Origin of the sequence: Sphingomonas sp. Leaf20 (assembly GCF_001421535.1) — a bacterium.
Taxonomy (GTDB): domain Bacteria; phylum Pseudomonadota; class Alphaproteobacteria; order Sphingomonadales; family Sphingomonadaceae; genus Sphingomonas.
Genome location: NZ_LMKN01000001.1, coordinates 480,990 through 504,548 on the forward strand (window position 1 = coordinate 480,990; position 23,559 = coordinate 504,548).

Annotated in this window: 17 protein-coding genes and 2 pseudogenes; 5 read left to right on the top strand and 14 right to left on the bottom strand. The window is 65.1% G+C overall.

Annotated features, from left to right (window positions below; all coding sequences use genetic code 11):
- Window positions 1-3 precede the first annotated feature (3 nt).
- The 5 genes and pseudogenes from ASE72_RS21085 to ASE72_RS02390 all read right to left on the bottom strand — a co-directional run.
- Window positions 4-438, bottom strand: a pseudogene (locus ASE72_RS21085) (DUF2155 domain-containing protein); the annotation flags it as partial.
- Window positions 435-827 (bottom strand): NADH:ubiquinone oxidoreductase subunit NDUFA12, encoded by a 393-nt coding sequence (locus tag ASE72_RS02375; RefSeq protein WP_056016158.1) that lies wholly within the window; start codon window positions 825-827, stop codon window positions 435-437. The pseudogene ASE72_RS21085 and the gene ASE72_RS02375, both read right to left, overlap by 4 nt.
- Before the next feature lie 71 nt (window positions 828-898).
- Window positions 899-1,417, bottom strand: a complete 519-nt coding sequence (locus ASE72_RS02380; RefSeq protein WP_056016162.1) for a DUF192 domain-containing protein — start codon at window positions 1,415-1,417, stop codon at window positions 899-901.
- A 59-nt stretch (window positions 1,418-1,476) separates the two neighbouring features.
- Window positions 1,477-2,076: a cold-shock protein gene (locus ASE72_RS02385; protein ID WP_082445855.1), complete on the bottom strand. Its 600-nt coding sequence runs from the start codon at window positions 2,074-2,076 to the stop codon at window positions 1,477-1,479.
- Window positions 2,077-2,212: 136 nt separating this feature from the next.
- A complete protein-coding gene (locus ASE72_RS02390; RefSeq protein ID WP_056016165.1) occupies window positions 2,213-2,746 on the bottom strand; it encodes a regulatory protein RecX in 534 nt (177 codons plus the stop codon).
- A gap of 198 nt (window positions 2,747-2,944) precedes the next feature.
- On the opposite strand from ASE72_RS02390, the gene ASE72_RS02395 reads away from it, so the two are divergent.
- Window positions 2,945-4,714, top strand: coding sequence for a fatty acyl-AMP ligase (locus tag ASE72_RS02395; protein WP_056016168.1), 1,770 nt, complete (start codon window positions 2,945-2,947; stop codon window positions 4,712-4,714).
- 97 nt (window positions 4,715-4,811) lie between these two features.
- The gene (locus ASE72_RS02400) at window positions 4,812-7,190 is read left to right on the top strand and encodes a putative bifunctional diguanylate cyclase/phosphodiesterase (RefSeq protein WP_443024704.1); all 2,379 of its coding nucleotides are present in this window, start codon (window positions 4,812-4,814) and stop codon (window positions 7,188-7,190) included.
- A gap of 42 nt (window positions 7,191-7,232) precedes the next feature.
- On the opposite strand, the gene ASE72_RS02405 is transcribed toward ASE72_RS02400, so the two are convergent.
- The 5 genes from ASE72_RS02405 to ASE72_RS02425 all read right to left on the bottom strand — a co-directional run bounded on the left by ASE72_RS02405 (window position 7,233) and on the right by ASE72_RS02425 (window position 13,718).
- A complete protein-coding gene (locus ASE72_RS02405) occupies window positions 7,233-8,714 on the bottom strand; it encodes a CYTH and CHAD domain-containing protein (RefSeq protein ID WP_056016174.1) in 1,482 nt (493 codons plus the stop codon).
- Between the two features lie 112 nt (window positions 8,715-8,826).
- Window positions 8,827-10,626 (bottom strand): hypothetical protein, encoded by a 1,800-nt coding sequence (locus ASE72_RS02410; protein ID WP_056016176.1) that lies wholly within the window; start codon window positions 10,624-10,626, stop codon window positions 8,827-8,829.
- Between the two features lie 256 nt (window positions 10,627-10,882).
- A complete protein-coding gene (locus tag ASE72_RS02415; RefSeq protein ID WP_056016179.1) occupies window positions 10,883-11,359 on the bottom strand; it encodes a hypothetical protein in 477 nt (158 codons plus the stop codon).
- Between the two features lie 359 nt (window positions 11,360-11,718).
- Window positions 11,719-12,396, bottom strand: coding sequence for a sugar transferase (locus tag ASE72_RS02420; protein WP_327196452.1), 678 nt, complete (start codon window positions 12,394-12,396; stop codon window positions 11,719-11,721).
- A 164-nt stretch (window positions 12,397-12,560) separates the two neighbouring features.
- Complete coding sequence (locus tag ASE72_RS02425; protein WP_082445737.1) at window positions 12,561-13,718, bottom strand: glycosyltransferase family 4 protein; 1,158 nt, start codon at window positions 13,716-13,718, stop codon at window positions 12,561-12,563.
- A gap of 142 nt (window positions 13,719-13,860) precedes the next feature.
- Between ASE72_RS02425 and ASE72_RS02430 the strand changes: the two genes are divergently transcribed.
- The 3 genes from ASE72_RS02430 to ASE72_RS02440 are packed head-to-tail and all read left to right on the top strand — an operon-like array spanning window position 13,861 to window position 17,395.
- Window positions 13,861-14,730 carry a glycosyltransferase family 2 protein gene (locus tag ASE72_RS02430; protein ID WP_082445738.1) on the top strand — a complete coding sequence of 290 codons (870 nt, stop codon included), beginning with the start codon at window positions 13,861-13,863 and terminating at the stop codon, window positions 14,728-14,730.
- Window positions 14,727-15,866: a glycosyltransferase family 4 protein gene (locus ASE72_RS02435; RefSeq protein ID WP_056016187.1), complete on the top strand. Its 1,140-nt coding sequence runs from the start codon at window positions 14,727-14,729 to the stop codon at window positions 15,864-15,866. The genes ASE72_RS02430 and ASE72_RS02435 overlap by 4 nt, the downstream gene beginning before the upstream one ends.
- Window positions 15,863-17,395: an oligosaccharide flippase family protein gene (locus ASE72_RS02440; RefSeq protein WP_056016189.1), complete on the top strand. Its 1,533-nt coding sequence runs from the start codon at window positions 15,863-15,865 to the stop codon at window positions 17,393-17,395. The genes ASE72_RS02435 and ASE72_RS02440 overlap by 4 nt, the downstream gene beginning before the upstream one ends.
- 11 nt (window positions 17,396-17,406) lie before the next feature.
- On the opposite strand, the gene ASE72_RS02445 is transcribed toward ASE72_RS02440, so the two are convergent.
- The 4 genes and pseudogenes from ASE72_RS02445 to ASE72_RS02460 form a co-directional block, all read right to left on the bottom strand.
- Window positions 17,407-18,210 carry a glycosyltransferase family 25 protein gene (locus ASE72_RS02445; RefSeq protein WP_056016192.1) on the bottom strand — a complete coding sequence of 268 codons (804 nt, stop codon included), beginning with the start codon at window positions 18,208-18,210 and terminating at the stop codon, window positions 17,407-17,409.
- Window positions 18,211-18,752: 542 nt separating this feature from the next.
- Entirely contained in the window at window positions 18,753-19,880 is a 1,128-nt protein-coding gene (locus ASE72_RS02450) for a glycosyltransferase (RefSeq protein WP_056016195.1), read from the bottom strand.
- A 58-nt stretch (window positions 19,881-19,938) separates the two neighbouring features.
- Window positions 19,939-22,113, bottom strand: coding sequence for a GumC family protein (locus tag ASE72_RS02455; RefSeq protein WP_082445856.1), 2,175 nt, complete (start codon window positions 22,111-22,113; stop codon window positions 19,939-19,941).
- A gap of 118 nt (window positions 22,114-22,231) precedes the next feature.
- Window positions 22,232-23,527 (bottom strand): annotated as a pseudogene (locus tag ASE72_RS02460) (outer membrane beta-barrel protein).
- Window positions 23,528-23,559 lie beyond the last annotated feature (32 nt).

Below are 23,559 nucleotides of genomic sequence, written 5' to 3' on the forward strand. Positions count from 1 at the left end.
CTCCTTGTAGAGCCATCCCGAAAATGTCTGTCGCCAGCGCTTGTCGGTGCCGCGCACCACGACCTGGACGAACGCACCGGTCAGCTGCTCCGTCTCCCATGGCGCGGTCTGTTCGCAGGCGCGCAGGCGTAACACGACATCGCCCATGCGCGTCGCCTGCCCCGGCTTGAGCGTGACCTCCCGGGTATCGCCGTTACGCTTGTTGAGCAGCCCGATCACCGCGACGCGCTGCGCCATCGGCGTGCCGCCATTGGCCAGCGATGCCGCGCCCGTGTCGATTGTCTCGATCGAATCGTCGCCGGGCTGGTCCGCGCCTGGAAGATCCTGCTGGACCGCAGCGACCGGTGCGGCGCGGCGGTCGGACATGGCGCGGTATCCCAGCCAGCCCCCGATCACCACGACGACAATCAGGATCGCCGCAGCGATCCGCCGGGTCATCCTTCGGGCGTCCAGGCTTCATAATCGCCCGTCGCCGCCGCTCGGCGTCCACCCTTTTCGAGTGCCCCCGCGGGACGATAGGCCAGGGCGGTGCCCGTCAGATTCGCGACCGCCGGCTTCTGCCAAGCACGGACCGGCGGCAGCGCGCGGTCGGGAACATCGGCGACCTGGTGATGCAGCCAGCTGAACCACGCCGGGGGAACGCGGCTCGCATCCGTCGCGCCCTGGTAGATCACCCAGCGGCGGGGGTTGCCCGCGGTGTCCTTGCCGCCCTCGTAATAAACGTTCCCGAGCGCGTCCTCGCCCATCCGCGTCTTGCCGCGAAGGCCGAATTTGGTGCCGAGGGTGGCGCCGTTCCACCACGTGAAGGTCGATGCGAGAAATCCCATAGCCGCCGCTTAGCGAGTGAGCGCGGCGCCAGCAACCTCGAACGCGATCACGCCGTCGAACCGCACCGCGCTCAGCCGGCCTTGTCCGTCCATTCGACGCGATCGCCTTCCGCGATCCCGAGCTCGCCGGCGCGCCCGCCCATGATCTCGAGCACCGCGGCGACCGGCTCGCCGGACGGGATCGGCGCTTCGGAAAACGGCACGGTATTCTCCGCGATGCGCGCAATCGTCTTGTCCGCGCGGATATAGACGATGTCGAGCGGGCTCGGCGTGTTCTTCATCCAGAAGTTCGCCTCGCGCGGCCCGCCGCCACCGGCGGGATAGGGCGCGAACAGCATGCCGCGGTCGGGCTTAAGGTCGGTGCGGTACATCAGTCCCTGCGCCTGTTCGGCCTCGGTCCGCGCGGGCTCGACCGTGAAGACATGCGCACCGTTTGCACTGCGGATCGTCACCGTCAGCGTCTTTGCGGCGTCCGCGACTCCCCCGTTCGCCGAACCCCGATCCCCCCGCACATCCCCACCATTGGCATCCCCGCTCGAGCAGGCGCAAAGCCCCAGAGCGAGAACGGACGCGAGCAAGATCTTACGCATGACATTATCCCAAATTAGACCGGACGCGGCTGCGGTCGGGCCGACCGGCACGCGCTGTATCAGGCCCCGGGCCCTTGCTCCACGGCAACCGCAAGCGGCCCCTTGCGACCCGTGACGATCCGCGCCTGCAGCGGCTGGTCGGGTTCGACCGCATCGATCCCTGCGCGCCGCAGCGTCTCCATATGGACGAAGACGTCGCGCCCATCGCTGTCTCGGACGAGGAAGCCATAGCCCTTCAGCCGGTTGAACCATTTGACCATCACGGGTTCGAAAGGCCCGGCCGCATCGATCAGCGTGACGGGATCGATCCGGTCGGGTGCGCCGGCAGCGCTTGCGGCGGCACGGATCGCGGTTTCATCGACCGCGTTGCTCAGATCGATCGAGAGGATCTCGCGCGCCTGAAAGCCACGCCCGCGTTGCACCGCCACCGCCTCGATCCGCGCACCCTCGGGCAGGCTGCGGCGGCCATGCGGCTGCAGGACGGAGAAATGGATGAGGATATCGCCGATCGCGGCATCGTCGGCGACCGCGAAGCCGAACCCGCGCGTGACGTCGAACCATTTGACGACGCCGCCATAGACCGCCGGCTCGGCCACGGGCGCCTGCTCTCCGGCTATCCCGATGTTCGGGACCGCGTTGATCGCCATCGCGACGGGCATGCCGATCACGGCGTCAGCAACCTGCCGCGCCGCCCTGTCCACGTCACCACCAACTTGCGTCTCACCACGCATCCTTACGCACCCCCACCCCTTGCTAGCACGCTTCCTCGCAGCCGCAACAACATGCGATGTACTGTCACGCGAAATCCGCTGGATCGAATTCGTCCGAGGCGGGAGCCGCCAGGATTTTGCGCGCCAACTCAAAGCTATGACCCGCACGGATCATCGCCGCGAGTTGTTTCTGCCGAACCGCGCGATCGTCGCCCTGAACGCGATCGGGATCGCCGTACGGGCCAAGCCGCTTGCGACGGGCATAAGCCAGCGCGGCATCGACGCCGCGATCGGCGATCGCGGGCGCCACCGCGTCCGCGTCGCTGTCCTCGATGCCGTCCGCGCGAAAGGCACCCGCCACCCGCCGCGCGCCCAGCCCTCGCCGCTGCATCGACGCCGCGCGCGCCTCGGCAAAACCCCGATCGTCGATATAGCCGAGATCGGCGAGCCGCTGCGCCAGCGCATCGGGATCCGGCGCCGCGCCCGCGCCGTCGGCCCAGCCGCGCTCGCGCAGCTTGCGACGCAGATAGTCGCTCAGCCGTCCGCGGGTCGTCGCGAATCGCTCGACATAATGCAGCGCAAGGCGCTCCAGCGACGCAGCATCGAGCGGCTTCGGCACGCGTTTTTCAGGCTTTTCTCGACGACGGTCTTTGGTCACGCCATCATTGTGCCACACTGGGATAGGATTTTGAACGCCACGGCCTGCGTGCGTGCTCCAAAACGGGGCGCGGCATGCGAGGTCACAGGAGTGGAATGTCCGAAGACAGGCCGCGACGGGACAGACAGGACGCAGATGACGATCGACACTTCTCGGGCGATGACGACCGACCCGCTGGCGAAGCCGGCGATCGACCGGGCTGCCCCGAACGTGACGGCGACCCCGACCGAGGATGCGCTGCCGCGTCGCTTCGCCGACTTCGCGACGCTCGGTGATGCGCTCGACTATGCCGCGACTGGGACACGCGGGCTCAATTTCCACGACGCGCGCGGTACGCTGGCGCAGCCCTATCCCTATGCGCAGCTTCAGCGCGATGCGCGCAAGATGGCGGATCGCCTGATCGCCGCGGGGGTTGCACCGAAGGACCGCATCGCGCTGGTCGCCGAAACCGGCGCCGAGTTCGCCGCGCTGTTCTTTGGCGTCGTCTATGCCGGCGCCTGGCCGGTGCCGCTGCCGCTGCCGACGTCGTTCGGCGGCCGCGTGTCCTATATCGAGCAACTCCGGATTCAGCTGTCGAGCTGCGATCCCAAGATGCTGATCTATCCGCCCGAACTCGCGCAGATGGCAAGCGAGGCGGCCCGTCTGGCCGACACGATCGGCGTCGACTGGTCCGAATTCGCGACGCGCGATGCCCCCGAAGCGACACTCCCCGAAGCCCGCTCCGACGATATCGCCTATCTGCAATATTCGAGCGGTTCGACCCGGTTCCCGCACGGCGTGGTGATCACGCACGAAGCGCTGTTGAACAACCTCGCCGCGCACAGCCACGGCATGGAGATCTGCGCGACCGATCGCTGCGTGTCGTGGCTGCCCTGGTATCACGACATGGGTCTGGTCGGCTGCTTCCTGTCGCCGATCGCCAACCAGGTCTCGACCGACTATCTGAAGACTGAGGATTTCGCGCGTCGTCCGCTCGCCTGGCTCGACCTCGTCAGCCGCAACACGGGGACCACGCTCAGCTATTCGCCGACGTTCGGCTACGATATCTGCGCACGCCGCATGTCGTCGCAGACCAAGGCGAGCGAACGGTTCGACCTGTCGCGCTGGCGCGTCGCGGGTAACGGTGCCGACATGATCCGCCCCGACGTGATGCAGTCGTTCGTCGATGCCTTCGCCGATGCCGGTTTCAAGGCGTCGGCGTTCCTCCCGAGCTATGGCCTCGCCGAGGCGACGTTGGCCGTGTCGCTGATGCCGCCAGGCGAAGGCATCCGCGTCGAGCTGGTCGAGGAAACGCAGCTTTCGGGCGGCTCGCGCGGGGAAGACCGGCCGCAGCGTTACCGCGCGATCGTCAATTGCGGCAAACCCGTCCGCGACATGCGGATCGAGATTCGCGAAGAGGACGGCACGCCGCTGCCCGAGCGCGCGATCGGCAAGGTCTGGTGCAAGGGCAAGTCGGTCATGGTCGGCTATTTCCGCGACGACGCGGCGACCGACGCGTGCATGGCCGATGGCTGGCTCGACACCGGCGACATGGGCTACATGTCCGACGGCTATATCTACATCGTCGGCCGCGCCAAGGACATGATCATCGTCAACGGCAAGAACCACTGGCCGCAGGACATCGAATGGGCGGTGGAACAGCTGCCGGGCTTCAAGGCCGGTGACATCGCCGCGTTCGCGATCACCACGCCCGGTGGTGAGGAAACGCCCGCGGTCCTCGTGCAGTGCCGCAGCTCGGACGAGGGCGAGCGCCTGCGTCTTCGCGACGAGATCCGCGAGCGCGTCCGCTCGGTGACCGGGATGAATTGCGTGATCGAGCTGATACCGCCGCGGACGTTGCCGCGTACGTCGTCGGGCAAGCTGAGCCGCGCGAAGGCACGCAACCTGTATCTGAGCGGTGACATCAAGCCTTACGATATCGCCGCTTGAGGGGGCGCTGACCGATAGCCCCAAAATGGACCAGTTATTTCTTACAAAATCGGCGTTCCTAGGGATGTGATAACTAACATTCGTTAAGTGCAGGGGGGTGAACAGATTGTCGCTTCTCCCCAACGAAACGTTATCTTGCGTCCCGCAGGAGGCGGAACGCGTCACTTTGAAGGCGTTGCTGACGTTTTCGGCGACCGATTCTCACGAATGGGGCCTGATCCGTGCGCGCCAGTTGCTGGCGGGGCGACACCGTATCTGGTTGATGCTCGGCGCGGCGGTGCTCACCGTAACGCTCTGCGGCGCGCTGCTGTATCACAGCATGCCGTTGTGGGAGATCCTCCTCTGGATGGTCATGACCGTGGCGACGGCGGCAGCGGGGGCGGTCCGGATGGCATTGACCCCTGCCCGTGCGTTCAGTCACGCGAGCCGAACCGACATCCGTCAGACCGCGTGGAACGGGCTTGCACTCGGGCTGGTCCTGTCGGTTCTGCCGATACTCCTGTGTATGCAGGGAAAGCCGATCCGCGCCCTCGGCCCGGGCATCGCGCTCATGCTGTTTTCGACCGCCACCGCCTTCTTCATGGCACCGCTGGCGCTGGCGACCACCGCCTTCCTGCTTGCGTTCGGTCTGGTCACGGCTTCGTGCCTCGTGCTCACCGGTGCGCCCGTGGCGGGTGTCGCCACGCTGATCTTCACGATCCTGCTGCTGACGATCTGCATGAGCCGCGCGAAAGCGCTCGCCATCATCGAGACCGCGGGACTGGCGCTTGACGAGCGCGACGAGACCGTCAGCCTCCTGCTGCGCGAGTTCGAAGCGACGGGCGCGCACTGGCTGTGGGAGATCGACGGCGGACGTCGTATCGTACGTGCCAACAGGCAACTCGCGGTCGCATGCGAGCAGGACGCCGCGCTTCTCGAGGGCATGCCGTTTCTGCAGGTCCTTGCCGGCCCGACATGGGATACCGGTCACTTTGCCCCCGGACTGCGCACCCTCGCCAAGAAGTTGAAGGCGCGGGAAAGCTTCAGTGCCGTGCGCCTGCCCGTGTGGATCGCGGGGGAAGAGCGCTGGTGGGAGGTCTCGGCATCGCCGCGCTTCGACAATCGGGGGACGTTTTGCGGTTTCCGGGGGGTCGGGTCGGACGTCACCGACCAGCGCGCATCGGCCGACAAGATCAATCGCATGGCCCGGTACGATGCGCTGACGGGCCTGCCCAACCGGCTGATGATCAACGAAACGTTGTCGCTGGCGATCAGCGAAACCGATCCGGCAATCGGCCGGTACGCGTTCATGATGCTCGATCTCGACCGCTTCAAGGCGGTCAACGACACGCTCGGCCACCCGATCGGCGACCGGCTGCTGTGCGGCGTTGCCGCGCGCCTCGACGCGCTGATGGGGGCAAGCGGGACGTGTGGCCGGCTGGGCGGCGATGAATTCGCGGTGATCATTCCGGATGCGACCGATGTCGCCGGCGTCGAGACGCTCGCGCAACGGATCATCGACGCGCTGTCACGCCCTTACGAGATCGATCACCACACCTTGTACATCGGCGCGAGCGTCGGAATCGCCGTCGGCCCGCGCGACGGCCGTACTTCCGAGATGCTGGTCCGCTCCGCGGATCTGGCGCTCTACCGCGCCAAGGATGCCGGCCGCGGAGTCTACCGCACCTACGAACCCGAATTGCACGCACAGGCAGAAGAGCGTCGGCTCCTCGAGATCGCGCTGCGGAGCGCGATCGAACGGGACGAGATGCATCTCGAATATCAGCCCATCGTCGATACCGACACGACGATGTTGCAGGGCTTCGAGGCGCTGCTGCGGTGGCGGAGCGCCGATCTGGGCGACGTCTCCCCGGCCAAGTTCATTCCGATTGCGCAGGAGACGCGGCTGATCGCCCCGATCGGTGACTGGGTACTGCGAACCGCGTGCCGCGAGGCGGCGCGCTGGCCGGCGAACGTGCGCGTTGCCGTCAACGTTTCGCCCGAGCAGCTCTACAACCCGGGGTTCGTAGCGATGGTCACCGCCGCGCTCGCAAATGCGGACCTCGCACCCGAAAGGCTCGAGCTCGAGGTGACCGAGGGTCTGTTCCTGCACAAGGGACACGGCGTCGGCATCGTTCTCGATCGGATCCTCAAGCTCGGCGTACGGCTCAGTCTCGATGATTTCGGGACCGGACAATCATCGCTCGGCTATCTCAGCCGGACGCGCTTCTCGTCCATCAAGATCGACCGCAGCTTCGTCGAGGCGGCATCGCATGGCGGCCGCGAGGCGCTTGCGATCATCCGCGCGGTGGTCGCGCTCGCGCACAGCCTAGGCATCGCCACCACGGCGGAAGGCGTCGAGACCGAGGCCGAGCGCCGGATCGTCGAGGCACTCGGCTGCACGCGGGCGCAGGGCTATCTGTTTGGCCGCCCCCTGCCCGTCGAGGAAGCGCGCGCGCTCGCCAACGAACTGGTCACCACCATCATCGCGGCCTGAGCTCATCGCCAGATGGGCTACAGCTATGCCGGTCGCTCCCGATCAATCCCAGAATCGCTTCCGATCGAGCAGCCTGCGGTGCGCTTTCCCCGCCCGGTGGACCAACCTGTCCACCCCGTGCCGATCGATCAGCGCCGCCGCGCCGTCCAGCTCGAGCAGGCCGTGGTCCCGCAGCAGCATCGGCGCTGTCGAACGATCGTTGAGTATCCCGAGCCGATCCTGGATTTTTTCCAGTGTGCGGACGAACCCCGCGCGCCGCCGCTTCTGCCCATCCTTCTCGAAGAGCCCGGCAAAGAATTCGGCAGCGTAGCGCAAGGTCTTGGCCGATTTGCGGAGGCGATGCCGCGCGTTCGTGTCGAGCTCCTCGAGCGACGCGTGATTGATCTTCAATTGCTTGCGTCGTTTGCGGAGGCTCATCGCGGCAAATTCCGATACCGGCATCGCCCGGGCCGTCGCCGTCGCGGTCGCATCGAGCCAGGGACCCGTTGCCGACCATGCCACGAGATCGAGCATCACCTGCATCGTCCGTGGCGATCCGAGTGCGGCGTCGACCGCTTCATACGCGGTATCGCGGAGATACTCGATCTGCGTATGGACCGGCCCCCGACCGATTTTGCTCATCACGGCGTCGGACAGCACGTCGAGATCGCGTGCCGTGCCGAGGATGCGCGCCAGCGGCCGCACCTCCGCCTGTAACCGGCCCGCGTCTTCCTTTCCCACCACGGATTTGAAGATCTTGAGCGCGGAGCGAAGCCGTCTCAGTGCGACGCGCGCCTGATGCAGCGCCTCGGGCGCGCGCGTTTCGAGCAGGATCGTCTCGTTCAACCGATAGTGCCGCAGGCACCCGCCGATGATCGCCTGCAGCGCCGCCGCAGGCGTCATGGCCGCGTCGAGCCTCACCGGCTCTGCCTTGAACGCGCGCGCGCTGGCGTCGGAGAGCGCGTATCCCCGCTCGGACTTCGTCAGGACGCCGAGCCGGACGGGGATCAGCCCGCCGATCTGCCGCGCCAGCGCAAACAACGCGGCGGGATCGCCCTGCTTGAGCTCGAGTTCAATCTCGCAGACGGGAGAGCTTCGATCCCCGGCGGTCACGCTACCCCGGTCGAGTACGATCTCGATATCCGCGACGTCATCCCGCACCCGCCAAGTCGTCCGCTCGACGGCGACGGTGAACACGGGGCCGACGCCCTCCAGTGGCGGACCTGGCAAGAGCGCCAGCGGCGTCGTATCGTCAAGGATCGGAGTGTCGCCGTCGACCGCGCGCTCCCATTCGGGACGACTGAACAGCCCCGCCCCCTTGGCCGAATCGATCTTGATCGTCTGGATCCGCTCGTCCGCCCTGCGTCGAATGCGGAGCGAGGCGCCGTATTTGCGCAGCCGCTGATCGGGCGTATCGAAATAGGTCGCGTTCAACGTCGCGGTACTGCCGGTCACATCGGGAAACAGCGTGCCCGCAACGAGGTCACCAACCTTGTCGGCGGCGGCATCCGTCACCACCAGCTTCAGCTCGATTTCCTGCGCCATGACGTTTCCCGATCGCGATTGTCTCACGGGACAACGTACGAGCGCGGCTGACAGCCTCAAGTCACGACGGGCATCAACCGACCAGTTCGCGCGCGGCTTTGGTCATGCGTGCTCAGGCATAGCAAAGAGCGGGGGCCACCGCCCCGCGCTTGTTCAACGTGGCGTGGTAGGACAGCAAGTCGTTGCCGTATGTCTTGTTCGGACCGAACGAGATTTCGATCCTGTCACCGGCCGCGACATTGACGGGAAGCGCCGTGATCATGATCTTGTCGATCAGCACGCCGTTGGCCAGTGCGACGCCATTGCGTTCGATGCGGTAGTCGACGCCATCGCCCGCGACCGCTTTCATGAAGCAGGCATTGAGATCGACCTGCATGGCCTTGGGCGCGGTATAGCGGATGACCGCGCGCATCGGCGCGGCACCATCGCCCGACGGCGCTGCCGACGTGGTGTTGATGCGAAGAGGCTGAGACCAGATGTCGCCGAAATAGCTCGTGAACTTGTTATCGAACAGCTCGAGCGCGGTGTTCTTGCCCGCCCCATCACGCCGCAGATACGTCCAGGGTGCGACGCCATATTGCAGCAGCGTGTCCGCGATCACGCTGTCCTCGCCGAGCGTATACCCCGTCGCACCACTGATGATGACCGGCTCGGGCCGGATCGTGATCGCCCCGCCGGCACCACCGGGAATGACCGCGCCGTACATGTCGCGGAGCGTCGTGGTCCCCGTGAAGGCAATCGTGCCGCCGCCGCCCCAGACGACGTAGCGATCGGCTCCGATCTTGTAGAGATAGATCGGGCGCGTGCCGAGATTGACACGCACCGGCGCACCGAATGGCAGGATATGATCGACCACGGCACGATAGGCCACGCCGACCGGCTTGATCGTGTTCGACGCGAACAGCCCCATGTACGGAAAGCCGCTCTGCTCGACCAGCGCGTACCAGTTCGCATGCGTCACGCCCGAGGCGTAGAGGAGCAGCACCGATTTGACGAGCGATGCAGACGCGAGCCTCGGATCGGGAACGCCGTAGCTATATTCGGTCGCCCAGACCGGTTTCGGCGTTCCGTACCGCCGCATCACGTCGTTCAGATGGTTTATCTCGAGGTCGATCCCCTCCGCCTCGGGACGATAGGGATGCACCGCGACGCCGTCGACGACGTCGAGCATCCCGGCAGCGAACATCTTGTCGAGGAACCCGGTGCCGATCGTATTGGTCGATCCGCCGAGGATCGAGACTTCGGGGTGCGCCGTCTTGAGCGGCTGATACATGGCGCGGAGCGTGGCGACATAGGTTTGCGACTGGTCATAGCCGGCCGGATAGTCGAGCGCGTTGTTGCCGTTGATCTCGTTGCCGATTTCCAGCGCGGTGACGCATCCGCCGAACCGGTCGAGCAACTTGCGAAGATAGGTCGCAAATGCCGCCTGTCCGGCACTCGAATAGACCATCTTGCCATCGTCATACAGCGCGTTGCGCGGCACGATCGTCAGACTGAGCTTGCCGCCGGTCGCGCAGAAACCGGCAAGCGTGTCGATCGCGGTGCCCGTGAAGACATAGGTCCCGGGTGTCTTCTCGACGCTCGCCCAGTTCACCGTGTCGCGGATGACGCGCGTACCGATCTGCGACGTCAACGCCAGCCATGAAGGCTGCCAGCCTTGGCTGAAATGCGTCTGGACGCCGAATTGAAAGCCCGTCGCCGGGGCAGGAATGGTCGCCGCCTCTGCGGTCCGGCCGACCGATGTCGCTGGTGCGCCGTTGATAGCACCTGCGCCATTTGACGTCGCACCGGCCGCGACGACCGTCACCGCCGCTGCGGATGCCCCGCTCCCATTGGTCGTCGCGGCTGCCAATGCGGCCGCGACGATGATCGTCGCCACGCCGGCCAGTCTCATCGAGCGTTTTGCGGTCATGATCCACCCCCTCCGAGACCCAGCCCAATTCCTGCGAAGGCTCTCTCTTGATGCGTATATTATAGAGAATGGGGGAATCGTTAGTTACGATTTGTGCTTATATCGATCAAAATCAGAACGGGTCTAATACGCGATCATCTCAACCCGATGCAGAGCATGACTATATTATAACCCTTAATCAAAGACTTGTTTTGATAGCAGGGAATTAAACGGCGACCAGTGTGATATAGCCTCGACACCCAGAGCGTAACTTGCCTTACAGCAGCCGGTACAACGTCAAGGCGACACCCCAGGCCGCGACGGCCGAGCCAATCAGCGTCACGAGACGCACCGGCGCTGGCCACCGGTCCGGTGCCGGCTCCGCCATGGTCTCGCGACCAGCCGGTGGTGTCTGCAGCGCGGTGACGGGTGGACGGGGATCGAACGATCTGGCGAAGTCGGCCTCGGACAGTTCGGGCGAGAAGGCACATCCATATCCCTCCTCCGCGGCGTGGACGACATGCCCTTGCGCGACGCCTCCCCCCGTCAGGCCAAGCCTGAAACTGGTGCCGACATCCATCGTGAGCCCCGTCAAACGGCATCCGGTCGTCGAGACGTCATGAACCATGACGTCGCGCACCAGGCCGTTCCCGCCCCCAGCCGAACCGATCGCACGCGCGTCGTGTCGATTGCCATGCGCGACCCGCACGGCCGCGGGCTGGCCGATGAGTTCGATGGTAGCCAATATCGACATCAATCCTCCTGCCAGGACACGGCTAATGATCGCCCGTTAACAAGTCCTGTCGATTGATGAGTTCTTTACATTTTCCTCCAAATATTGGCAAGCATTGTAAGTATTGAATAGATCGGGCAGTTCGAGCCACGATGTATTGCCGACCGCCTATACCGGGACCAGCGGTCCGCTCGACGGGCGGCACTTATCCCGACCACGGTCACGCTCCCAGCGGCACTGTGTGGTGCCATGGGGCATATCGCGCGCCTCGCGTCCGGATCGCAGCCTTTGCGAGACCAGGACGGGAAAGACCGCGACGCCGCGCGCTCTGGTCGACGCGCCGCGCCTGCGGGGGGCTCAGGCGACCGAGATTTCGGTGATCAATATGAGCCGCGTGCAAGCAGGACGCTGGGCACCGTCATCGCAATGATCCTGATGTCCAATATCATCGATCGCCGGCGCGAATACATGACATCGAACGCGACTCTCCGCCGATAGGACACGTCGTTGCGCCCACTGACCTGCCACAGACCCGTGATGCCAGGCCTGACGTGGCAATAATGGGCGAAGTACCGTCCGTACCGCGTAACTTCGGCATCGACGATCGGCCGCGGCCCGACGATGCTCATGTCGCCGCGCAGGACATTCAAGAGCTGGGGCAGCTCATCGAGGCTGCTCTTGCGCAGCACGCTGCCAATCAGCGTGATGCGCGGATCGTCGCGCAGCTTGTGGTCGCGATTCCACTCGGCTTGCGCGGCCGGATCGGACGCCAGCAGCTCGGCAAGCCGCGCCTCTGCATCGACGACCATCGATCTGAATTTGAAGCATCCGAATTTGCGGCCACGATGGCCGATCCGGCGCTGCGCGAAGAGGATCGGGCCCGGATCGCGCACGTAGATCGTAATCGCGATCAATATCATCAATGGACTGAAGAACAGCAACGCCGTCAGCGCGACGGATATGTCAAAGAGGCGAGCGACGCCATATCGCGATGTCATACCGAATATTTTCACCGGCGGCATCGCACTTGATGGCTTCAACGCTGCCGGATGATACATCGCGCTCTTCCCCCGACGACAATGCTTGTGCATCGCACAATAGTTCCATCGGTATTTTATTACTACGTCATTTTACTATATCGAGTCTGAATCTGCACCATGAATGATGTATTTGCCGGTTCTTTTAATACAAATATTATCGATGTATTTGAATTACCAAGACATCACTCAATGATGGCATCGACCAGTTTTTGCACTTGAGTCCGCCATGAATAGAGCCGGCAGCGTTCGTACCCGGCCTCGACGAGTTGTCTCGAATAGGCGGGATTATTCATCACCCGTCGGACGGAAGCGACGATGTCGTTGATATCAAAGGGATCGCAATAATCGGCTGCATCTGCGCAGCGCTCCCGAATCGCGGGGATGCTGGACCCGATCACGGGGCAGCCGAAATGCATGGCTTCGAGTGGCGGCAGCGGAGACGCTTCGTAAAAGGACGGAAAGAGCAGACAGGCTGCATTCGCGTAGAGATGGCCAAGCTCTGCAAGATCCTCGACCTGCCCCCTGAGATGGACGAGCCCGGCCACGTCGCAGGGAATCTCGACGCCCCCCGGCGCAAGATACCCTCCACGCGAGCCGACCAGGATTGTCGCGACATTGTCTTCGCGCGCCAAGCGGATCGCGGCCCGCAACACGCCATCCCAGTTCTTGCGCTGCGAAAACGACCCCACATAGAGGACATAGCCCGGCTGATCGCGCGACACCTCGGGGCTGCCGATGGCGGCCACAGAGACGTCAGGCGTCGCACCGCGGGACTGCGCGCCGGTTACGAACAGGTCGTCATCGTCGCGCCAGCCGCCATTCTGGGCAACCTTGATATTCTTCGCCGAGCTCGGCGCGATCGTCGCGAGCATCGCCTTTTCGGTTTCCGAAACGGTCATGATCGGCGCCGCCCGACGAAGCAGGATTGGCAGCATCAGGCCATGAACCAGCCGGTACCGCCACGTATAAGCCTCCGGGTACAGGCGATACGACAGGTCGTGCAGCATCAACACGACACGCCGCCGGGTAAACAGCGTTACGACCGGGGCCGTGTTGCCGAGGCACAGCAGCCGCGCACCACGCAGGCTCAACGGCAACAGCACTTGCTCCCAGACATGGCCCGTCGCACCACCGACACGGTCCACCTGCGTCACACGCAAGTCGAGATCCGACACATCGGCGCGCGGCTCGCACACCAGCCGCAGCCTCAGTGCAACTTTACCTTCCGAAACAAGATGATCGAGCTCCCGCGTCACTTCGCGGGCAACGCGCTGTACTCCGGTTGTCGGCTGGGTCAGAAATCTGCCATTAATTACAATTTGTGCGACTGAATTGTCCATGGGATTCAGCTATATTTCGGGATAGAGCATGGTCTATACGTCATATTGTTCCAATATTTCTGTACTGCTCTGCAGCATAGCATTGCCATCTAATGCATAGATACTCTAGATGATGATTGCCGATCTCGGGAGGTTTCATCGAATGCTCGCGATACATGTAGCGATCGCGACAGTCGGGCGACCGGCGCTCGTCGCATCGACGGTCGCGCGTCTCGCGCGTCAGACACGGCGGGCCGACGGCGTGCTCGTTGTTTCGGTGTCTCCGGCCGACGTCGACGGGGTCGATGCAATCCCCACCCCCCCGCGGATCGCATTTGCCGAACGCGGGCTATGTCGACAACGCAACCGCGCGCTCGACCTGCTCCAGCACGACGCCGATATCATCGTCTTCTTCGACGACGACTTCATCCCAGCGGATGATTATCTCGAATCCGTCGAACGGCTGTTCATGGCGCATCCCGACGTCGTCGGCATCACCGGCGACCTCGTTGCGGACGGGATCGGCGGTCCAGGCTTCACCGTCGACGAGGCCGAGATGCTGATCGCGCGTGACGCCGCGTCGCTGCCCGCGCGGATCAAGACGCGGGAGGCGTTATACGGATGCAATATGGCGATCCGGATGAGCGCCGCGGTGGATCTGCGGTTCGACGAGGCGCTCCCGCTTTATGGGTGGCAGGAGGATATCGACTATACCTATCAACTTGGTCGCCGCGGCCGCCTGATCTCGACAGGGCAAGTCACGGGCGTGCACATGGGGGCAAAGGGCGGGCGCACGTCGGGTCGCAAACTCGGCTACTCGCAGGTCGCGAATATCGTCTATCTCAGGCGAAAGGGCACGATGCAGCCGGGCCTGGGCGGCCTTTTGTTACGCAAGAACATCGCCGCCAACTTGATCCGCAGCTTTCGTCCGGAACCGCTGATCGATCGGCGGGGACGGCTGATCGGCAATGCGATGGCCTTGATCGACGTCATCCGTGGCCGCGTCGATCCACGCCGCATCGAGCAGATGTGACCGACTTGCGCGCGGTCTACTTCAACGGCAAGTTCTACGCCGGCGCTCTGAACGGCGTTCACCGCGTTGCCGACCGGCTGATCCGCGAAGTCGATACGCTGCTGTGGGAAATGCCGATCGAGTCGCGGCCTGAGGCGGTCCTGTTCATACCCGAGAAGCGGCGATGGCAGCCCACGCTCCGCGCGATCACGGTGGCGGAACAGCCAGGTGCTCTCGGCCAGCGCTGGGAGCAGCGCGTCCTGCCGCGTCTGGCCCGGGGTGGCGTGCTCGTGAACCTCGCCAATCTCGCCCCCCTGTCGCATCCCGACAAGATCCTGCTGCTGCACGATGCCCAGTTCCTGTTTCCCGACAGCTCCTATCCATGGCGTCAGCGGATCGGCTATCGGCTACTCGTGCCGCGGATGGCGCGGTCGAGTGCGATCGTCCTGACGGTGTCCGACTATTCGCGTCAGATGCTCGATCTGCTCGGCGTGTCGGCCCGGGCCCGCACGCGACGGATGCACAATGGCGGCGACCATATCCACGACGTCGCCGCGTCGAGCGATGCGCTGTCGAAGCTCGGCATCCAGCCGCTGCGCTACGTCCTGCTGTTCGGCAGCGCAAAGGCCTACAAGAACAACCGTGTCGTGTTCGACGCGCTGGCGACCGACGTCCGCGGCCTGCGCCTCGTCCTCATCGGCCCGGATCGGCAGGCGCTTCATGCCGCAGGCCTCACCCCGCCCCCCGGCACGGTGTTTGCCGGTGCGTGCGACGATGCGGCGCTGCGTGCACTGTATGAAGGTGCGTATGCGCTGCTGTTCCCGTCGCGGACCGAGGGGTTCGGTCTGCCCCCGGTCGAGGCGATGCTGTGCGGCTGTCCGGCGATCGTGACGCCCGCGGGGGCGCTTCCGGAGGTGTGTCGCGATGCGGTACTCTATGCCGATGTCGACGATCCCGCGAGCTGGCGAGAGGCGCTCTCCCGTCTCGCCGATCCCGAGCTGCGCGCGGAAAAGATCGTTGCCGGCCGCGCGCTCGCGGCACGGTATCTTTGGCGGGCGGCGGGCGAGCAGCTGCTTGCGGCCATTCTCGAGCGGGCATCCGTGCACGGCGACGAAGACGCCAACCCCGCCCCCGTAGAGGTCGAGACAATCGCATGAGCAAGGGCCGTCAGGGTGCCATCGCGACGCTGATCGCGATGACGTCGCGTGCCAGCAGCCAGGTCGTCCTGATCGGGGTGACGCTGGTCGCGACCCGCTACCTGGACCCGGCCGATTTCGGGGTCTTCGCGCTGGCCACCGCGTTCGTGACGCTGGCGCGAACGCTGCTGTATGCCGGGCCGTTCGAATATCTCATGAAGGCGCCCGATCTCGAAAAGTCCGCGCTCGAATGTCTCGTAGCCAATGCGCTACTCGCCGCCGCGTCGACGATCGTGCTGGCGTGCATCGCATTTCTGTCGCCGCTGATCTTCCGATCGCCCGCGGTAGAACCCGTGCTGCTGATGCTCGCGCCGTCCATCCTCATTGCAGCCGTCGCAAGCTGGGAAGAGTCACAGCTCCTGCGACAGGGCAACATCCGCACATATTATGCCATCACGACCGGCGTCGAACTGGTCAGTTCCGGGCTGGCGGTCGTCATGCTCGTCAGGGGATATGGCCTGATCGCGCTGATCGTGCAGAACTACGTCCGCGCCGTGCTGCTGACGATCGGCTACTGGTGCATGCTGACCCTGCCAAGGCTCCGGCGTGTCGACCCGCATCATCTGGCGACGGTCGTACGGTGGTCGATCAGCCGCTATGGCTCGGTCATCCTGTCCTTCACCAACAATTACAGCGGCGACCTGATCCTTGGCGCAATCCTTTCGCCGGCCTCGACGGGCGTGTACCGGGCGGGCAGCCGGATCGTCGGGGCAGCGTCGGACATATTCGCGCAGCCGGCAGCGATCATGTCGATGGCCGGCCTGTCGCGCCGATATGCCGCGGGCAACCCCGCCGATGGCCAGTGGCTGACGATGCTGTCGGGCATCGCGCTGTTCGGTTGGCCCGCACTCGCCGGCATGGCGATCGTCGCGAACCGGCTCGCTCCCATCGCGCTTGGCGAACAATGGACCGCTGCGGGCCCGGTGATCTCGATCCTGTGCATGGCGCGGATGGGGGGATTCTTCACGATCTTCGCCGGCACCTCGCTGTTCGTCTATGATCGTCAACGTCTTGTGCTGATCATCCAGATCGTGACCGCGATTGCCAGTGCCGGCCTGACATTGCTGTTCGCCCCCGTCTTGGGCGTGATCGGCGCCGCAACCGCCGCCGCCTGCTCGTCCGTCGTGTCGGGAGGGGGGCTGGTGTATTTCGCAGCGAGGCAGGGTGGTTTCGGATCGCGCCAGCTGCGGACCGCTGCGGCGGTCATGGTGATACCGCTGTGCGCGACGGTCATCGCTGCGGTCACGGGTGACATCATCGCCGCACATGTCGCCAGCGACGCGATCGCGCAGCTCGTCATCGTCATCATCCTCGGCGCCGGAGGCTGGGCGATGAGTATCGCCCTGTTGCGCCGCCACGTCCTGAATGCGCTGCATTCGCTGAGCCATGCCCCGGCCGAAACCAACGCCGCGACCGACACCAAATCCGGCGTCATGACCGGTGAAACCGCCATGATAGGCGAGCCCGGCATACGGTCGTCACCCGCGTGAGATGTCCGGCGTCACCGCCAGACAATCCGGATCCGCTGCCGCCCCCGCGGAATCTGGACGATATTGTAGAACTGGTTTGCCAAGGCCTTGGCCCAGAGAAGTCGATGCTTCCGGCGGCGATGCGACGGCCGTTCACCGATCGAACTCCGCAGCGTCGTCACCCCATGGGTGAAATTGTCCTGGATAAATGGCGCGGGTTGCAGTTGCCCGATCTTCAGGCCGTTCGTCTCCGGCGAACATAGCGCATAGTCGCAGGGCATCATCGAGCTTTCGAGGCGCTCGATCAACTGGATCGCGGTCGATCGCTTCACCAGATACGCCGCCGTTCCGAGATTGAACGACAAGAGATCGTATAGCCGCCGCTCACCGGAAAGCCGACGATAGGCCCGCGAGACGAACGTCCGCATCGGCGTCGCCTCGAGCTTGATGAGGTCGAACGCCGGCAGATGCTCTGCGGCGAGGTCGGCGAGCAGTTTACGGGCATCCAGCGCGATATGGACGTCGTCCTCGATGATGAGCGCATGTGGCTCGTCACTCTCGACGAACAGCCGAAGCGCACGCACATGGCTGAGCAGGCAGCCGACTTCGCCCGGGGACAGGTCATGCGGCGCGAGATCGTTGGGCGACAAGTCCTTCAACGCGACGGCCCCTGCGTGATCCGTGGCCGCGCGGTGGCGCGCGAGCTCTTCGGCGCCAAGCGCGCTGCCCAGTACCGCGGGCACGCGGGTCAGGACGAGCCCCGCCGCGCTCGCCTGCGCCTCGACCCAGGCACGCCGATCCACGTCACGGTCGAGGTTGATGCAATAGCATTTCATGACGACCTCATTCCAAGCCGCAACCCAAATAGTCCGGGACATCGGAGTTCCGCACGCGCACCCATCTTGAGGATCCGCGCGAGAGGACTGGACGCGCGACACGATGCGACCATGCCGCAGTGCCGTGCGCGATCGCGTCGCCGCCCGCCCCTTCCATCGGCCTGGGGTCCACACCGATCCCGAACGGACCATCGCCAGCCATGACGCCACCGCAGAAATTACGAATCGCCGCCCGGCCGCCAAACCGACTTTGGTCCGAGGCGTCCCAGACAACATAGCGGACCAGAGAAAACCGGATGACGCGAGTGGCGGCATGCCTACCGAGACGAAGCGGACCAGCGCCCGCGGCAGCGGCTGGCGCGCTCGGATCCGTCGAACGAGTGCCGGCACAGACCACGGGCGGCGATGACGGCGACGCCCCCGACGGCGTCGCGTGTAGCAGCCGCGACCACGACGGCGCTGCTGCACGCGCCCGCGCGAACGACGCGACGGTGTTCCGACGCTCGCTCAGCATGCGTGCGTTACCCGACGGACGGGCCGCCTCACCAGCATGCCGCGATCGCGTCGCGGATTCCGCGATCGAACCGCTCGGGCGCGAAACGCTCGGCATGCGCCATCGCCGCGTCGGGATCGAATTCGGGCAGAAACCGCTCCATCGCCTCGACCCCTTCGATCAGCGACTCGACGGTCTGCTCCGCGAAGAACAGCCCCGACACGCCAGTCCGTACCGTCGACAGCGCGCCACCCCGCGCATAGGCGAGCACCGGCCGTCCCGACGCCATCACCTCGACGGGCACGATCCCGAAATCCTCCTCCGGCGTGAAAATCAACGCGCGCGACGTCGCATAGGCCTGTTTGAGGTCCGCAAAGCTCATCCGCGGCACGATCCGGATCGTCGGCCCTGCCCGCTTGCGCAGTGCGTCCGCCATCTCGCCCGTGCCGACCATCAGCAGCGGCAGGCCGAGCGCGTTGCACGCATCGACCGCGAGATCTGCCCGCTTGTACGGTGTCATCTGACCGACCCACAGATAATGCGGCTCGATTACGTCCGCCTTGTGGAACAGGCTGGTCGCGACGGGGGGATAGACGATGGTCGATGGCCGCCGCCACGCGCGCTCGATCCGCTTTGCAATGAATTCCGAATTCGCGACGAACGTGTCGACGCGCGCCGCCGATGCCGTGTCCCATGTCCGCAACCGGTGGAACAGCCACGGCATCGCCAGCCGATTGACCAGTCCGGCGGCATCGCGATAGTCGTGATAATGGTCCCACAGGTACCGCATCGGCGAATGGACGTAGCAAAGGTGCAGCGCATCCGGCGCGGCGATCACGCCCTTTGCCGGCCCGGATTCGCTGCTGATGACAAGGTCGTACCCGCGCAGGTCGAACTCCTCGAGCGCCATCGGCATCAACGGCAGATATTTCTGATAATGCCGCCGCGCGCCCGGCAGCTTCTGGATGAAGCTGGTCTTTACCGGACGGGCCCGGATGATGTCGGATACCGCCGAGGGATCGTAGACGTGCGTGAAGATATCCGCGTCGGGAAACAGATGCAGCAGGCGCTCGACCACCCGCTCTCCACCCCGCATCGTCACCAGCCAGTAATGGATGATCGCAACGCGTAGCGGACCGGTGCCGCGGCGCGCCGACGCGATCGGTGGCGGGGTCATCGCATGTTCGATAACCCCGCCCCCCGTCCCGCCCCCCGTCCCGGGCACGCGACACGCGTCATGCATAATAATTCTTGTACGCCGGGTAATAGAAGGTCTCGTCGCCATAGCCGAAGCGCGCCTGCTTGCGCATGTCGACACGCGTCAGCACGACGCCGGCGAGCGCGACGTGGCTGGCGGGCAGCATGCGGAATGCGGCACGGATCGCGTGATCCGGGGTCTTGCGCCAGCGGACAACGAACACCGTCGTGTCCGCCTTGCCGAGCACCAGACGCGCGTCGGCGATCGGCAACACCGGCGCGGTATCGATCACGATCACGTCGTACAGCGAGCGCAGATCGTCGAGCAGCCGGTCCATCTGCTCGCCCGTCACGAGTTCGGCATCGAGATCGCCCCGCGTCGAGACCGGCAGGACGGCCATCGACGTCGATTCGTCGACGATGATCGCCTGTTCGAGCGTCGCCTCGCCGCGCAGCACCTCAGTCAGCCCGGGCGCATCGTGCTCCCGGCGCAGGAAACGGCTGACCCCATGCTGCCGCAGATCGCAGTCGACGAGCACGACGCGTTCCCCCGCCATCGCCATCGAGCGGCCAAGGCAGATCGCCGTGGTCGTCTTGCCTTCCTGGGGCAGCGCAGAGGCGACCGCGATGACACGCGCCGGCCCCGCCTGCGCGAACTGCAGCGACGCACGCAGCGACCGGAACGATTCGGCGAACGCGGACCGCGGGTCGTTCAGGATCGCCATCACCGGCGGCTGCTTGCCGCGGCGCATGACCGATCCGAGCAACGGGATCGAGCCGAGATAGCGGACGCCGAGACGCTGCTCGATGTCGTCACCCGTGGTGATTCCGGCGAACCCCATCTCGGTGACAAACGCGACCGCGATCCCGAGGCCGATCCCGAGCACGATCCCGAGGATCAGGTTGAGAAGCACGTTCGGGCTGCTCGCCCGCGTCGGGGTAAGCGCCGGGGTAAGCACGCTCGCGTCGGCTTGCTCGGTCCCCTCGCGTGCACTCAGCTCCTTGTACCGGTTGAGATAACTCTCGTAGAGCGCCTCCGATGTCGCCGCACGCTTCTCGAGGTCGTTCAGACCGGGAAGCGCCTCGTTGCGGACCGCAAGCCCGCCCTGCGCCGATCCGAGCGACGACCGAAGCGAGGACAGGCGCTGCGCGGATACCCGGCGCTTTGCATCGAGGTTCGAGATGATCCGCCCGATCTCGGCCTGGATCTGCCCGTTGACCTCGGCAAGCTGGCTGCGCGCCTGCCGGACTTCGGGGTGCGCCGATCCATATCGCGTCGTCAGTTCGGCGAGACGCGTCGCGGTGGCGCTCTGCGTGCCGCGCATGTTGCTGATGACGGGGGCCCCCAAGGCCTCGCCGATATCCCCACCCGTCGAGCCGCCGCGAAGCTGCGTGCGTGCCGTCGCCAGCCGCGCCTCGTCCTCCGCGGACTGCGCCTGCGCCGACGCCACCGCCTGGTTGTAGCTCGAAATCTCCTGCTCGTTGAGCGACGCGGTGGTCGATGTCAGCAGGCCATTGCTATTGCGATAGCGCTGGACCGCATTCGTCGCGGCCTGCGCATCGGCCTGAACCTCGCGCAGGCGCCCCGAGAGGAATCTGAGATTGCGCTCGTTCGCGGCGCGGTGTTCGCGCAGTGCCCCCTGCGTGTACTCGATCGCATAGGCGTTCGCGATGTCTGCGGCTTCGCGTGGATCCTCACTTTCGGCCACGATATCGAGCGCATAGGTCTCGCCGACGCGTCGGCCCGTCACGTTGCCGAGCAGGTACCGAAGCGCGGCTGCTCGCGCCACCGCCGGCTCGATCGGCCCGCCCGCATCGGGGCTCAACCAGCCGCGGAGGCCGGTGGCCGGTTCGCGGCGCGTGAACTGCCGCCGATGATCCAGGCCGAGGCGATCGACGACCTTCATCGCCATCGTCTGCGATCCGATCACCGAGATCTGCGTGTCGACATACGCGTCGCTCGGCACGGTCGAGGGAAGCGATCGATCGGTCTGCCCCACCGGGGTGATCTGGTCCTGCTTGACGTCGAGCGCGATCGAGGCGGTCGCGGTATAGCGCGGCACCTGCAAGGTCGTCAGCACCAGCGCGGTGACGATCACCGCGACCAGCACGGTCAGGAAGATCCCGACCCGACGACGAAAGATCGCCGCGAGCGCACGCAGATCGATCCGATCCGTCTGCGACCGCGGTGGGGTCGGTGCGACATAAGGCATGATCGCGCCTCCATTGTCGTCCCCCTGAAAGCTTTTGATCAGCGCAACCACGTGTCACCCCCTTCTTGATGTTCGGCATGCCTGCGGCCATCGCGGCGTTCGTCGTGCGTGCCGGGCGTCACAATTGGATCGCCACGCCGGCATTGAGCTGATGTCGATCATAGGATCGGCCCGTGATCGAAGCCCCTCCGGGACGTTGACGCGAATATGCCTCGGAGAGCGTGATCGACAGATTGCGGTTCAGCGCGTAGCGGGCCGAGACGCCGCCATTGAGGCGGTTGTCGCTACGATCGATGCCGCGATAGCCGACGTCGAAATATCCGACATCGGCGTGCAGGATCAGATTGCGCAGCAGTTCATGATCGACTCCGACGCGCACCTCGCTCTGAATGACGCCGGCCACGCCGATCGTCGGCCCGCGTTGCAGCGAACGATTGGCCTGCAGCGTCACCGTCGAGAGCGTGGTCGGGGTCCAGACGAGCGAACCGCGATAATTGAACCCGCCGACATCGCTGAACACCGCGTTGCCGAACTTCTGCGAGATGTACCCGATGCCGACCTGCCCGACGAGCAGCGAGGTCAGCTCGACCGCCACGCCGCCGAGCAGCTGATAGCCGTGCGAGTCGCGATCGATCGTTCGCGACGATTCGGGGTAGCTGGCCTTGTTGTACGATATGCTCACATAGGGCGCGACGCTCGCCGAGACGTGGTAGCCGATCCGGCCGTCCAGACCGACGGACCGGAAGTCGCGAAACGACAGGTCGGCGACCTGGTTGGCGACGCGGGTCCTGCCGTACCGGAAGACGCTGTAATTGCCGCCGACCTGAAGCCCGACCGCGCCAAGCTGCTGCTGCAGGCTCGCGTAGGAGGTGATCACCCGATAACCGATCGGCGCGCCACCGATAAAGGTATCGCCCTCCGTCCCGCGCGGCTCGATCCGTTGCGCTATCGTCCCACGGAGCGTGACCTGCGTCTGGCTGCCGATGTCGAGGACCCCGTCGGCCTGTGCGCCATATTGCGTGCTGTTTGCGATCGTCCGCTCGGCATAACGCTAGATGTTGGCGTCGGCGACGATCGACAGGCGATGTCGTCCCCATTGCGATCGCGCGGTCATCCGCGGCGCCAGCGTTACGAACGCATCCGCCACCTCGATGCGCGAACTTGCATAGATATTGGTGTCATACCCCGTGTTGATCGTCGTCGTCGGGAATAGCGTGAAGCCGCCGACATCGATGCCGATCGCCTCGTATCCGGACGCGACGCGCGCGGTGACTGACGCCTGTCGCGACCCAAGCCCCGTCTGCGACGGCACAGCCTGCGCGAACGCGAGTGCTGGCAACCCTGCAAAGGCAACCGCACATGCCTTCAATATGACAGGGACAGTGATCGACCCGCCCCGTTGCGATACCAGCATCACATTCAAAGTCTAACCCCCGCACCCCTGCC

Excerpts from the sequence above, each read along its gene's own strand:
- ASE72_RS02405 (WP_056016174.1), bottom strand. The coding sequence starts at position 8,714 with ATGGCGCAGGAAATCGAGCTGAAGCTGGTGGTGACGGATGCCGCCGCC.
- ASE72_RS02415 (WP_056016179.1), bottom strand. The coding sequence starts at position 11,359 with ATGTCGATATTGGCTACCATCGAACTCATCGGCCAGCCCGCGGCCGTG.
- ASE72_RS02430 (WP_082445738.1), top strand. The coding sequence starts at position 13,861 with ATGCTCGCGATACATGTAGCGATCGCGACAGTCGGGCGACCGGCGCTC.
- ASE72_RS02455 (WP_082445856.1), bottom strand. The coding sequence starts at position 22,113 with ATGCCTTATGTCGCACCGACCCCACCGCGGTCGCAGACGGATCGGATC.
- ASE72_RS02425 (WP_082445737.1), bottom strand. The coding sequence starts at position 13,718 with ATGGACAATTCAGTCGCACAAATTGTAATTAATGGCAGATTTCTGACC.
- ASE72_RS02395 (WP_056016168.1), top strand. The coding sequence starts at position 2,945 with ATGACGACCGACCCGCTGGCGAAGCCGGCGATCGACCGGGCTGCCCCG.
- ASE72_RS02385 (WP_082445855.1), bottom strand. The coding sequence starts at position 2,076 with ATGCCCGTCGCGATGGCGATCAACGCGGTCCCGAACATCGGGATAGCC.
- ASE72_RS02410 (WP_056016176.1), bottom strand. The coding sequence starts at position 10,626 with ATGACCGCAAAACGCTCGATGAGACTGGCCGGCGTGGCGACGATCATC.
- ASE72_RS02380 (WP_056016162.1), bottom strand. The coding sequence starts at position 1,417 with ATGCGTAAGATCTTGCTCGCGTCCGTTCTCGCTCTGGGGCTTTGCGCC.
- ASE72_RS02445 (WP_056016192.1), bottom strand. The coding sequence starts at position 18,210 with ATGAAATGCTATTGCATCAACCTCGACCGTGACGTGGATCGGCGTGCC.
- ASE72_RS02420 (WP_327196452.1), bottom strand. The coding sequence starts at position 12,396 with ATGTATCATCCGGCAGCGTTGAAGCCATCAAGTGCGATGCCGCCGGTG.
- ASE72_RS02375 (WP_056016158.1), bottom strand. The coding sequence starts at position 827 with ATGGGATTTCTCGCATCGACCTTCACGTGGTGGAACGGCGCCACCCTC.
- ASE72_RS02450 (WP_056016195.1), bottom strand. The coding sequence starts at position 19,880 with ATGACCCCGCCACCGATCGCGTCGGCGCGCCGCGGCACCGGTCCGCTA.
- ASE72_RS02440 (WP_056016189.1), top strand. The coding sequence starts at position 15,863 with ATGAGCAAGGGCCGTCAGGGTGCCATCGCGACGCTGATCGCGATGACG.